Annotated in this window: 12 protein-coding genes; 6 read left to right on the top strand and 6 right to left on the bottom strand. The window is 71.9% G+C overall.

Going from position 1 to position 12,533, the window contains the following annotated elements; translation table 11 throughout:
• Window positions 1-35 precede the first annotated feature (35 nt).
• The 5 genes from M8330_RS11240 to M8330_RS11220 all read right to left on the bottom strand — a co-directional run bounded on the left by M8330_RS11240 (window position 36) and on the right by M8330_RS11220 (window position 5,863).
• Window positions 36-917, bottom strand: coding sequence for a class II fructose-bisphosphate aldolase (locus M8330_RS11240; RefSeq protein ID WP_250827390.1), 882 nt, complete (start codon window positions 915-917; stop codon window positions 36-38).
• Entirely contained in the window at window positions 914-2,347 is a 1,434-nt protein-coding gene (locus M8330_RS11235; protein ID WP_250827389.1) for a GntP family transporter, read from the bottom strand. The genes M8330_RS11240 and M8330_RS11235 overlap by 4 nt, the downstream gene beginning before the upstream one ends.
• A 198-nt stretch (window positions 2,348-2,545) precedes the next feature.
• Window positions 2,546-3,484, bottom strand: coding sequence for an NAD(P)-dependent oxidoreductase (locus M8330_RS11230; RefSeq protein ID WP_250827388.1), 939 nt, complete (start codon window positions 3,482-3,484; stop codon window positions 2,546-2,548).
• Window positions 3,481-4,965, bottom strand: a complete 1,485-nt coding sequence (locus M8330_RS11225) for a four-carbon acid sugar kinase family protein (RefSeq protein WP_250827387.1) — start codon at window positions 4,963-4,965, stop codon at window positions 3,481-3,483. The genes M8330_RS11230 and M8330_RS11225 overlap by 4 nt, the downstream gene beginning before the upstream one ends.
• Window positions 4,966-5,161: 196 nt before the next feature.
• Window positions 5,162-5,863: a FadR/GntR family transcriptional regulator gene (locus tag M8330_RS11220; protein ID WP_250827386.1), complete on the bottom strand. Its 702-nt coding sequence runs from the start codon at window positions 5,861-5,863 to the stop codon at window positions 5,162-5,164.
• 174 nt (window positions 5,864-6,037) lie between these two features.
• Here M8330_RS11220 and M8330_RS11215 point away from each other — a divergent pair, with 174 nt between their 5' ends.
• From M8330_RS11215 to M8330_RS11190, 6 genes are all read left to right on the top strand, one after another.
• Complete coding sequence (locus M8330_RS11215) at window positions 6,038-6,427, top strand: tautomerase family protein (protein ID WP_250827385.1); 390 nt, start codon at window positions 6,038-6,040, stop codon at window positions 6,425-6,427.
• 122 nt (window positions 6,428-6,549) lie between these two features.
• Complete coding sequence (locus M8330_RS11210) at window positions 6,550-7,308, top strand: sulfite exporter TauE/SafE family protein (RefSeq protein WP_250827384.1); 759 nt, start codon at window positions 6,550-6,552, stop codon at window positions 7,306-7,308.
• Between the two features lie 143 nt (window positions 7,309-7,451).
• Entirely contained in the window at window positions 7,452-8,507 is a 1,056-nt protein-coding gene (locus tag M8330_RS11205) for a LacI family DNA-binding transcriptional regulator (protein ID WP_250827383.1), read from the top strand.
• Between the two features lie 267 nt (window positions 8,508-8,774).
• Entirely contained in the window at window positions 8,775-9,704 is a 930-nt protein-coding gene (locus M8330_RS11200) for a TIM barrel protein (RefSeq protein ID WP_250052178.1), read from the top strand.
• 83 nt (window positions 9,705-9,787) lie between these two features.
• On the top strand, window positions 9,788-10,813 hold the full coding sequence (locus tag M8330_RS11195; RefSeq protein ID WP_250827382.1) for a Gfo/Idh/MocA family protein: 1,026 nt from the start codon (window positions 9,788-9,790) through the stop codon (window positions 10,811-10,813).
• Between the two features lie 194 nt (window positions 10,814-11,007).
• A complete protein-coding gene (locus M8330_RS11190) occupies window positions 11,008-11,889 on the top strand; it encodes a sugar phosphate isomerase/epimerase family protein (RefSeq protein WP_250827381.1) in 882 nt (293 codons plus the stop codon).
• 290 nt (window positions 11,890-12,179) lie between these two features.
• On the opposite strand, the gene M8330_RS11185 is transcribed toward M8330_RS11190, so the two are convergent.
• The gene (locus M8330_RS11185; RefSeq protein ID WP_250052183.1) at window positions 12,180-12,533 is read right to left on the bottom strand and encodes a universal stress protein; all 354 of its coding nucleotides are present in this window, start codon (window positions 12,531-12,533) and stop codon (window positions 12,180-12,182) included.

The raw sequence follows: 12,533 nt of genomic DNA, 5'->3' as shown, positions 1-12,533 counted from the left end.
GGCGCTCTGCTGTCCTGCTTGCTGGGAGAGGCCGATCAGGGGTCGAGCAGGTCCAGGAACCCGCCGACCGTCTCGCCGACCTGCCCGCGCCACGCGGCCACGAGACCGCGCACGTTGGCGCCGGAGGAGACCGCCGCCGGCACGGCCGAGCCGAGCTTGGCGAGCAGCTCCTGGCGCACCTCGGTGTTGACGTTGACCTTGCCGATGCCGCGTCGGGGCGCGGCGGCGAGGTCGGCGCGGGGGAGGCCCGACGCGCCGTGCAGCACCAGCGGGACGCCGGCGGCGTCGCTGACCTCGCGGATGCGGGCCAGCAGCTCCCAGTCCAGGTGCGGGTCGCCCACGTAGTTGCCGTGCGCGTTGCCGATGGAGACCGCGAGCAGGTGCGCGCCGGAGCGCTCCAGGAACACCGCGACGTCGGCCGGGTCCGTCATGCCGGTGGGCACGTGGGAGACCTTGTCGGTGCGGTCCTCGTCGCCGGCCAGGGCGCCGAGCTCGGCCTCCACGCAGGTGCCCTCGGGCAGCCGCGCGATGACCGAGGCGACGAAGGCGGCGTTCTCGTCCAGGGAGAGGTGCGAGCCGTCGGCGAGCACGGCGTGCGCGCCGGCGTCCACCGTGGCCTCGATGAGGTCGGGGTCCCGCGCGTGGTCCAGCTGGACGACGACGGGCACGCTCGCGCCGTCGGCGAGCCCGCGCAGCGCACGGACCAGGCGCAGGCCGGTCGCCTCGGCGGCCACCACGGGCGGCACGAGGAGGATGACCGGCCGCCTGCGCTCCTCGGCGGCCGTGACCGTCGCCAGCGCGGTGGAGAAGTCGTAGCAGGCCACCGCCGTCACCGCGCCGCCCGCGGCCAGACGCGCCGAGACCACCCCGGCCAGGTCGGCCGGGGTGGTCGCGGGAGCGGTGGCGTGAGCCGTCACAGACCCACCGCGGAGACGATGCCGAAGCAGACGGCGGTGAGCAGGAAGCCGGCGATGCCGAGGACCGAGGTCAGCACGGTCCAGGTGCGCAGGCCGTCGGCCACCGAGAGACCGAGGAACCGGGTGACCACCCAGAAGCCGGAGTCGGTGACGTGGGAGAAGCCGAGCGCGCCGAAGCCGGTGGCCAGGACGAGCAGGGCGACCTGCACGGTGGTGTAGTCGCCGCCCACGACCGCCGTGGTGAGCAGGCCGAGGGTGGTGACGATGGCGACCGTGGCCGAGCCCTGGGAGACGCGGAGGACCACGGCGACCAGGAACAGGGCGAGCAGCAGCGGCATGCCGGTGGCGGACAGCGAGTCGGCCAGGGCGGTGCCGATGCCGGAGACGGTCAGCACCTTGCCGAAGACGCCGCCGGCGCCGGTGACGAGGATGATGATCGCGGCCGGGGCGAGGCCCGCGTCCAGAGCGGAGCCCAGGTCGGCGGAGCTGACGCCGCGGCGGGTGCCGAGCACGTAGTAGGCGATGAAGGTCGTCACGAGCAGGGCGACGGCCGGGGCGCCGACGAAGCCGAGCACGGTGTCGGCGGTGGAGCCCTCGGTGACCATGAGCCCACCGATGGTGCCGGCCATGATCATCACGATCGGGAGCAGGATGAAGAACATCACCGAGCCGGAGCCGGCCGGGTTCTCGCGGGCCGCCTTGGCCACGGCGGACTCGTTCTCCTCCGCGGCGGGGGTGCCGGTGGCACCGGTGCCCGAGGCCAGCATCGACTCGCGGAACGACGCGAAGGTACGCGCGGTCTCGGGGAGCATCGCGATGTCGCGCTTGTTCAGCACGCCGGCGACGTAGTAGCTCAGGAACGCCAGCGGGATGCAGATGACCAGGCCGAAGATGGTGATCCAGCCGAGGTCGGCGTCCACGATCGCGGCGCCGCCGACCACGCCCGGGTGCGGGGGCACGGTCACGTGGATGGCGAGCATGATGCCGCCGACGGGCAGACCGACCTTGACCGGGTCGGCGCCGAGCGCCACGGCGAAGCCGTAGATGATCGGGATCAGGACGATGAACCCGACGTCGAAGAAGACCGGGATCGCCAGCAGGAAGGCCACCGCGGTCAGCGCCGCGATGATCTTGGCCTCGCCGAACGTCGAGGTGAACGTGTCGGCCAGCGAGCGGGCGCCGCCCGAGACCTCGATGAGCTTGCCGAGCATGGTGCCCAGACCGACGAGGAGGGCGACGTTGCCGAGCGTGCCGCCCATGCCTTCCACGATCGTGGTGACGACGTCACCGAGCGGGATGCCGACGACGAGCGCGGTGAGCACGCTGACGCCGAGGAGTGCGAGGAACGCCGGCAGCTTGAGCCGGATGATCGCGACGAGCAGCACCGCCACCGCCACGATGGCGGTGATGAGCAGACCGGTCGTACCCATGGGTGGTCTCCTTCGAGAGTGGACGGCCGAGGCCGCATGGACAGCAGTGTGTTGCGTGCGTGCGCAGGGCACAGCAACCGGCGGGCAACAGGGAGCGCCAGCCGGCGGGGAGCGGGGGGTCAGGCGGATAGTGCGCGACGAGAAGCACCCGGAACGGGCGCGAACCGGTGCTTGTCGTCGCGCACTATCGGAGCAACGTCAGTCCTGAGCGGGACGCTGCGGGGCGAGGGTCTTGATGACGGCCGAGTCGTCGGCCAGCCCGAGGCCCTGGGCCTCGCCGAGGAGGAAGAGCTGCTCGGCGGCGACGGCGACCGGGGCGGCGAGGTGGTGCTCGCGGGCCGCCTTGCCGACGATGCCGAGGTCCTTGACGAAGATGTCGAGGCGGCTGAGCACCTCGGCACCGTCCTCGTCCCAGGCCTGGAGCATCCGGGGGCCGCGGTTGCCGAGCATGAAGCTGGCGGCGGCACCGGCCTGGAGGCCGTCGAGGGTGCGCTGCAGGTCGAGGCCCAGCTTGTCGGCCAGCGCCAGCGCCTCGGCGGCGGCAGCGATGTGGACGCCGCAGAGCAGCTGGTTGACGGTCTTCATGGCCTGGCCGTCGCCGGCCTTGTCGCCGACCACGACGAGCGTGGAGGACATGGCGTCCAGCACCGGCTGGGCCTTCTCGCGGTCGGACGGGGTGCCGCCCACGACCACGAGCAGGTCGCCGGCGCCGGCGCGGGCCGGACCACCGGACAGCGGGGCGTCGACCAGGCCGATGCCCAGCTCGGCCAGCTTCTCGGCGGCCTCGACGACGACGCCCATGCCGACGGTGCTGGTCATGAGCACCACGGAGCCGGCCGACAGCACCTCGGCGATGCCGTTCTCGCCGAACAGGCTCTCGGAGAGCTGGGCACCGTCACGCACGGCGAGCAGCACGACGTCGGCCGGGGCCGCCGCGGAGCGGGCGTCGGGGTGCACGGTGATGCCGGAGGAGGCGGCGAGCTCGGCGCGCGCCGCGGCGGGGTCGAAGCCGTGGACCGTCGCGACCGTCGTCAGGTTCTGCGCCATCGGCAGACCCATGGCACCCAGGCCCAGGACGCAGACGGACAGACCCTCGGTGGGGGTGCTGGTCTCGGGGGTGACGGCGGTGGCGGTCATCGGGTGGCTCCTTCGGACAGGGTGCGGACGACGTGGGTCAGGGAGTCGTCGTTGCCGACGTTGCCGGCGAAGACGACGTAGGGGGTGCCGAGGCCGGGCCCGTCCATGGGCTGCCACAGCGAGACGATGCCGGGGAGCATCGGGCCGCGGACCATGGCGCGGCTCATGCCGAGACCCTCGGTCGCGGTGTCGGAGGAGGTGATGCCTCCCTTGGCGATGACGAAGCGCGGGCCGGCCGTGCCGGCCTCGCCGCCCACGCCCTCGTCGACGACGGTGCGCACGACCCCGACCAGGGCGGCCGAGACGGTGCGGGAGATGTCGAGGCTCTTGGCCCCGTCCTCGACGCGGACGAGGGTGCGCGAGGTGTGCAGGACGACGGTGCCGGACTGCAGCCCCTTCTTCACCCGGGCCACGACGTCGGCGACGTGGGCCTGCGACTGCGCGGGGTCCAGCACGAGCGGGACCTCGAGCTCGACGACCTCCTGCTCGACGTCGCTGGCGCGCAGGTCGGCGAGCTGGCGGGTGGTGAGGGCGACGTGGCTGCCGATGACGACGAGGCCGCCGGTCGCGGCACCGCCCTCGGCGCCGTAGACGGTCTCGGGGTCCAGCGGGGCCGGCGGCTCGAGGCCGATCAGCGCGCGGACGAAGGTCGGCCCGACGCGGTGCACGAAGGTGTGGCCGTGCTCCTGGGCGAGCAGGACGCCGAGGGCGACGACCCGCAGGTCCTCCTCGGTCACGGCGTCGACGGCGACGGGGAGGCCGCCGGTCGCCTGCTCGAGGACCTCGGCGACGGCCTCGGGGCCGCCCTCGCGGATGGTGCGCAGGTCGACGTTGAGCACGTCGGCCGCGGCGTACCGGCCCTGCGTCACCTCGGCGACCCAGTCGCGCAGGTCGGAGGAGGAGTAGCCGAACGTGGCGTCCTTGGCGAACTCGGTCTCGCCGACCGGCACGGCCTCGCCGTTGGTCACCCAGTAGTGCACGCCGTCGACGGTCACGCGGCCGGCGTCCGGGAAGGCGGGGACGAGCAGGACGGCGTCGACCTGGTGCCCGGCGACGGTGCTGCCGCTCGCGGTGGTGACGTCGGCGGCGACCTCCTCGACGAGGGTGTCGGTCTCCAGCGGGAAGTGGCCACGCAGGGTGGAGTCGCCACGCGAGACGAACGTGACCTCGACGCCGGCGGCGGCCGCCGCGGCGCGGGCCGAGCGGGCGACCTCGCGGTTGCGCTGCGCCGCCTCGGCCGGGTCGAGGCTGCGGGTGTTCGTGAGCACGTAGACGGCCGGGACCTGCTGCTCGAGGGCCCAGGCCAGGTCGGCCTCGGTCCAGCGGGTCAGCACGGGCAGCCCGGCGACGGGCTGGGTGCCGGTGGGGTCGTCGTCGAGGACGACGAGGACGGGGGCCTTCGCGGCCTTCGCCTCGACCTCGGCGGCGCTGGTCGTGGGCGACGGTGCGTGACCGGCCAGGACCTGCGTGATGGTGGTCATGGGGGAGCTACTTCCGGGCTAGTTCTCTGATGTCAGACATCTGACAGTAAGTGTGTGACCTGAGTCGCGTCAACGTGAAGGCATGGTCCACATCACGAGACGGCCGTCACACGTCCTGAAACGTTCCAGCGGCCCTGTCAGTCGGTGTCCGGGCGCGACTGACGGCCCCCGCGACGGGGGTCGGAGGGGCGGTGCCTCAGTCCTTCAGGACGTAGGTGTGCAGGTCGTCCAGCGTCTGCTGCATGTGCCCGGCCATGGCCGCGCGGCAGGCCTCTGCGTCGCGCGCCTCGGCGGCGACCAGCACGTTCTCGTGGTGGACGAGCGCGTGCGCCTGGATCTCCGGCACCTCGGAGGTCTCCAGCCGCGTCTGCGCGAGCAGGCGCCGCACCGGGTCGAACATGACCGGGACCAGCAGGTTGCCCGAGGCGTGCAGCAGCACGTCGTGGAAGGCCAGGTCGTGCTCGACGAAGGAGTCGACGTCGCTGCTGAGGTGGGCTGCGCGCATGGCGTCCAGGTGGGCGCGCAGGGCCGCCACGTCCTCGTCGGTGACGCGGGGGCCGGCGAGCTCGGCGGCCCCGACCTCGATCATCCGCCGCATCTCGAGGACCTGCAGCGACATGGCGCGCGCGCCGCCGCTGGCCGTCGCGGCCCGGGCGACCGCCTCGATCGACGTCCAGCGGTCGACCTCGTTCACGAAGCTGCCCCGGCCGCGCTCGGTGCGCACCACGTTCATGGCGGCGAGCTGCTTGATGGCCTCGCGGGCGGTCAGGCGGGAGACCTCGTACTCCTCGCCGATCACGAGCTCCGAGGGGAGCAGCGTGCCGGCCGGGAGGTCCCCGGAGACCATGCGCGAGAGGAGCCCGTTGGCGACGACGCTGACCAGGGACTCGCGTGGCACGGGCGGCACCTCTCGGGTGGGTTCGTGCCCAGGCTGGGCGGGAACCGGTCGGATGTCGGACAGGTGGCTGCACCCTAGCCGCCGGCGGGTCCCGGGGTCGGGACCGCGTATTCCGTCGGGGCGGGTGACCTAGATGACCTAGTTTGTACATATGTCATGACATATGCTCAACCCATGCCGTTCGTTCGTATCGACCTCGTCGAGGGGCGCACCCTCGAGCAGATCCACACCATCGCCGACGCCGTGCAGGAGTGCATGGAGGAGGTGTTCGCGGCCCCGCCGCGCGACCGCTACCAGGTGGTCACCGAGCACAAGCCCGGGCGGATCATCCTGGAGGACACCGGGCTCGGCCTCGAGCGCACCGACGGTGTCGTCGTCATCTCGGTGCTCCAGCAGGGCCGCTCCGCCGAGCAGAAGCAGGCGCTCTACGCCGCGCTGGCCGAGCGTCTCGAGCTCAAGGCCGGCGTCCGCCCGGAGGACCTCATGGTGAACGTCTCCGAGAACACCCGCGCCGACTGGTCCTTCGGGATGGGGCGCGCGCAGTTCCTCACCGGCGAGCTCTGACCGCTCGCCCCCGTGCCGGGGGTCCGCTCCGTGACCCCCGGCACACGCACGTGTGGCACGTGCTCCAGACTGGATCGGCCTGACGTCGCCGGCGTCGGGCCCGACCCGAGCCGAGGAGCCCCGTGCTGACCTCCCTGATGCCGACCCTGTCGCCGCTGGACTGGGTGCTCCTCCTGGTCGCGGCCTTCCTGGTCGGCTTCGCCAAGACCGCCGCGGGCGGGGTGGGTGCGGTCTCCTCCGCCCTGTTCGCCCTCGCGCTCCCGGCCCGCGCCTCCTCCGGCGCCGTGCTGCCGCTGCTCGTGGCCGGCGACGTGATCGCGGTCAGCACCTACCGGCGCAGCGGCTCGCTGACGGTCCTGCTCAAGGTGCTGCCGGCCGTCGTGCCCGGCCTGGTGGCCGGCTGGCTGTTCATCGGCGTCGTCGACGACCAGGTCATGAAGGCGACCATCGGCACCATCATCGTGGTGCTGGTCCTCGTGCAGCTGTGGGCCAAGCGGGCCAACCCGGAGTCGCGCCTGGGCCAGCACTGGGCGTTCGCCGTGGGCGCGGGCTTCGTGGCCGGCTTCGCCACGATGACGGCCAACGCCGCCGGTCCGATCATGGCGATGTACCTGATCGCCGCGGGCATGCCGAAGCTCCAGATGCTCGGCACCAGCGCCTACTTCTACCTCGTCGTGAACCTGATGAAGGTGCCGTTCAGTGCCAACCTCGACCTGATCGACGCCGGCTCGCTGGTGCTCGACCTCGCGCTCGTCCCCGCGCTCGCCGTCGGCGCCTGGGTGGGCGTGAAGGTGATCCACCGGCTCGACCAGCGCTCGTTCGAGTGGATCGCGCTCGTGCTCAGCCTGGTGGCCGGCGTCCTGCTGCTCGTGACCCTCTGACCCCGCCCATCGGGCGCCCGCAGAGCCCGCCTGCTGGTACGGACCGGCGCACGTGACTAGCACGTGACATGAGACCTGCGACACCTGGCCGTGGCCCCTGGCCTAGGGTGGCTGCCCAGGACGAACCGGCGAGGGGGAGCCAGGTGAGCGAGAACCGGTCCGGCGCGGTGGGCAAGCCGCCCACGATGGCGGACGTGGCGCGCCATCTGGGCATCTCCCGCCAGCTGGTCTCCATCGTCATGCGCGACGCCCCCGGGGCCAGCGAGGAGACCCGGGCGCGGGTCCGCGAGGCGGCCCGTGAGCTGGGCTTCGCGCCGCACACGGGTGCCCGCACGCTGCGCCAGACCCGCAGCTGGACGCTCGGGGTGCTGTTCGTGCCGGCCCACGCGGCCGAGCACGAGATCGTCGAGGCCATCTACCCGCTGGCCGCCAAGCACGGGTACGACGTGGTGCTCTCCGCCCTCACCGACACGCGCGGGCTCGAGGCCTCGGTGGAGGAGCTGGTCGGCCACCGCTGTGCCGCGCTCCTGCTCATCGGTGCGCCGCTGGAGGAGGGCCTCATGGCCCGCCTCGTCGACCGGGTGCTCGTGCCGGTCGTCTCCGTCGGCAGCGGTGCCCGCAACGGCGACTACGACGTCATCCGCTCCGCCGGTGACGAGGGCATGCGTGCGGCCGTGGAGCACCTGGTCTCGCTCGGCCACGAGGAGATCGCCTTCGTCACCCTCGACTCGATGCCGGACGGACCGCTGCGCCGCCGCGGCTACGAGTCCGCGGTGCGCGACCTGGGTCGCGAGGTCGACCTCGTGACGGTGCCCGGCGACTACCGCGACGACGACTACTTCGAGGAGGCCGGCGCGGCCGCCGGCCTGGCGCTGCTCGAGCGGCCGCGGCTGCCCACCGCCGTCCTCGTGCCCAACGACTCCGCCGCGATCGGGCTGCTGCTCACGCTGGCCCGCAACGGCGTGCGGGTGCCCCAGGACGTCTCGCTGGTCGGCTTCGACGACAACCCGATGTCGCGGCTGAGCGCCATCGACCTCACCACCTCCCGGCAGGACCCGGAGATGCTCGCGCGCGCCGCGGTGGACGTGGCGGTCCGCCGCATCGAGGCGGAGCCCGGCACCGTGCGACGCACCGGCGAGCTCGTGGTGCCCACCACGTTCATCGCGCGGAGCAGCTCGGCGGAGCCCCGTCGGGGTTGACAGCTGGGAAATTCCTGAGTCCTGCGTCGTGCCCCGCGACGACCACCCCGCCCCAGGTGGGGTGAACAGGGGCGTTGACCTGCGACGACGCAGCCGGACGCCGGCGTCCGCCCTCACCCGTCGTGGGAGGGTGAAAAACTGGGGCGCCGCGCCCACTTGACACGAACTAGCACGTGCTAGTCCCATTGTGCCCACCACCACACGTGGTCGGCCTCACGTTGCCTGTGTCACGGCCGCCCCGCAAGCGCTGCAAGGGAGTAGCACCGCATGTCCGACCTCTCGAAGCTCAAGCTCGGCACCGCCCCCGACTCGTGGGGCGTGTGGTTCGCCCGCGACGACCATCAGGTCGGCTGGGAGCAGTACCTCGACGAGATCGCGGCCACGGGCTACGCCTACACCGAGCTGGGCCCGCAGGGCTTCATGCCGCAGGACCCCGCGCAGCTGAAGGACGAGCTCGCCAAGCGCGACCTCACCGTCTCCGGTGGCACCGTCTTCGCCGGGCTGCACAAGGGCGCCGAGGCGCTCGAGAAGGCCAAGAAGGAGTTCGGCCAGGAGGCCGCCCTGCTCCAGGCCGTGGGCGCCGAGTACCTCGTGCACCTGCCCGAGCAGTACACCGACCAGCACACCGGCACCGCCACCGAGGGCGCCGAGCTCGACCTCGAGCAGTGGAAGAACCTCGTCACCGGCACCGACGAGCTGGCCGCCTACCTGTACGAGTCCTACGGGGTGAAGCTCGTCTTCCACCCGCACGCGGACACCCACGTCGACACCCAGGACCGCATCGAGAAGTTCCTGACCGACACGAACCCCGAGCTGGTCAACCTCTGCCTCGACACCGGCCACGTCGCCTACTGCGACGGCGACAACGTCGACATCGTGGAGAAGTTCCCCGAGCGGATCACCTACGTGCACCTGAAGTCCGTGGACCCCGAGGTGCGGGCCATGGTCATCAAGGAGAAGCTCCCGCTCTCGGACGCGGTGCAGCACGGCGTCATGTGCGAGCCGTGGGCCGGGGAGCCGCACATGCCCACCTTCCTCGACTCCCTGGGCGTCCTGGACCGCGAGATCTTCACGATCATCGAGCAGGACCTCTACCCGGTCGAGCCGCACGTCCCGTTCCCGATCGGTGCCCGCACGGCCGGCTACTACGCCGGCTGCGGCCTCGGCCCCGTCCGCCGCTGGCGCGGCATCCGCTGACCTGCCGCTCCGGCACGCAGCACACCCTCCCCACAGACCCCACCGTCCGGGCCGGCCCGGACCCCTCGAGGAAGAGACACCCCATGACCCTGCGCATCGGCGTCATCGGCACCGGCATGATCGGCCAGCAGCACGTGGAGCGGCTGCACGGGCTCGTCCCCGGCGCGACCGTCACCGCGATCACCGACCACAACGAGACCCTGGCCAAGGAGGTGGCCTCCCAGTACGACGGGATCACGGTCCACCCCGACGGCCACTCCGTGATCAACGCCGACGACGTCGACGCGATCGTCGTGACCTCCTGGGGCCCCACGCACGAGGAGTTCGTGCTCGCCTCCATCGCCGCCGGCAAGCACGTCTTCTGCGAGAAGCCGCTGGCCACCACCGCCGAGGCCACCCTGCGCATCATCGAGGCCGAGGTCGCCCACGGCTCCCGCCTCGTCCAGGTCGGCTACATGCGCCGCTACGACGCCGCCTACCGCGAGATGAAGGCGACGATCGCCTTGGGCGTCATCGGCGCCCCGCTGGTGTTCATGTCCGGCCACCGCAACCCCGACGTGCCCGCGATCTACACCCGCGAGATGGCGATCGTCGACACCGCCGTGCACGACTTCGACGTGGCCCGCTGGCTGCTGGACGCCGAGATCACCGGCATCCGCGTCATCGCGCCCCGTTCCAACCGCCACGGCCTGGACCGTGAGGGCGGCGACGACCTGCAGGACCCGCTGCTCATGACCGTCGAGACCTCGACGGGCGCGATCATCCACGTCGAGACCTCCGTCAACATCCGCTACGGCTACGACATCCGCGGTGAGGTCATCGGCGAGGACGGCACCGTGGCCCTGGCCGACCGCGGCCTCACCGCCGTGCGCGCCAACGGCGCCGTCTCCGTGCAGGTGCCCGGTGACTTCCAGGCCCGCTTCCGCTCGGCCTTCGACACCGAGTTCACCGAGTGGGTCGCCCAGGTCTCGTCCGGCGAGCCCCTCACCGGCCCCAGCAGCTGGGACGGCTACGCCGCCACCGCCGTGTGCGCCGCCGGCGTCCAGGCCCTGCAGACCGGCGAGCGCGTCGGCGTCGACCTGGTCGAGAAGCCCGCGCTCTACGCCTGAGCCCCACGCACGTACGCCTGTCCTCGCAGGCGTCCCGGTCGCCCGCGCCACCTCTCGCGGGCGGCCTCCGCCGTCGACCGCCTCCCGGGCCGTGCCAGCCCCGGGTCGCGGTCGGCGGCACCGTCACGTCGCGGCCGGCCCGCCGGCCGCGGACGTCGCCCCGCAGCACCACCGACACGGAGAGACAGACCCAGATGAAGATCGCGCTTGACCCGTACATGTACCGCGACGTGCCGCTGACGCAGCTGCCCGGCGTCGTCGCCGACCTCGGCTTCGAGTACATCGAGCTCTCGCCCCGCGAGGACTTCACCCCGTTCTTCCTCCACGCCCGCGCCAACGACGACACCGTCAAGGGCTTCAAGAAGGCCCTGGACGCCGCCGGCGTGAAGATCGCCTGCCACCTCCCGCTCTACCGCTGGTCCGGCCCGGACGAGATCCAGCGCCAGGCCGCCGTCCGCTACTGGAAGCGTGCCATCGAGCTCACCACCGAGCTGGGCTGCGACATCATGAACTCCGAGTTCAACGGCCGCCCGGAGGACGCCGAGACCTCCGAGGGCCAGTTCTGGCGCTCGATGGAGGAGCTCCTGCCGGTCTTCGAGCGCGAGGGCATGCGCCTGCGCCTGGAGCCGCACCCCGACGACTTCGTCGAGGACGCCAAGACCTCGATCGACATGATCCGCGGCATCAACTCGCCGCTGGTCTCCTACCTGTACTGCTGCCCGCACACGTTCCACCACGGTGCCCACTCCGCGCAGGAGATGGTCGACATCATGGACTACGCCGGTGACCTGCTGACCCACGTGCACCTCGCGGACGTCTTCGACCACACCGCGTCCTCGGGCCTGCGCTACATCACCAACCCTCCCGGCAACGCCGTGCGCGTGCACCAGCACCTCGACATCGGCCAGGGCGAGCTGGACTGGGACGCCTTCTTCTCCAAGCTCGGCACCATGAAGTTCGCCCAGGACGACGACGCGATCCTCACCTCGTGCGTGTTCGCGTGGGAGGACCGCCGCGACGCGTCCACCCACCACATGCGCAGCGAGATCGACAAGCACATCAAGCGCTGGGGCTGATTCATCGGTCGCCTCCGGCGACGCAGCCTGACCGATCCCCCAGAGGCACACCCCTGTGCCTCTGGGGGATCAGTGTTTTCCGGACTTGTGAAGCGTTCGCGCGCGACGCCTGTTCTGCTGTGACGATGGCGAGGTGCCGACCGCGAGCCTGCGAGCGTCGGTGCCGAGGGCTCGGAGCGAAGAACAGGGGTATAAGCGCGCGAACATGCGCCCGGAGGGCGCCAGATCAACACAAAACCGGCCCCGCCGAAGCGGGACCGGGTTCGTGTGGGTGGAGCAGGTGCTGAGCCTCAGGCGTCGACCTTGACGGCGACGACGGGCACGGGGCACTCGAGCAGCAGGCGCTGGCTGACGGAGCCCAGGAGGGCCTTGCCGACGGCCGAGCGGCGCTTGATGCCGATGACGAGACGGTCGATCTTGAGGTTCTCGATCTCGTCGAGCACGGCGTGCACGGGGTCGCGGTCGCCGCGGCCCTTGCGGTTGATGATCTCCACGCCGGCGTCCACGACCGGGAGGTCGGCCAGGGATCGCAGGGCGAGGTTGAGGACGTAGAGCTTCTGGCCGAGCAGCTGGGCCTCATCGGCAGCGGCGACGAGCGCCTTGCTGCCCTCGGGGCTGTCGGTCACGGCAACGAGGATGGACAT

Source organism: Nocardioides bruguierae, assembly GCF_023656415.1.
GTDB classification, from domain to species: domain Bacteria; phylum Actinomycetota; class Actinomycetes; order Propionibacteriales; family Nocardioidaceae; genus Nocardioides; species Nocardioides bruguierae.
The sequence above is the reverse complement of the archived record's forward strand: the minus strand, read 5'-3'. Positions and strand labels throughout refer to the sequence as shown.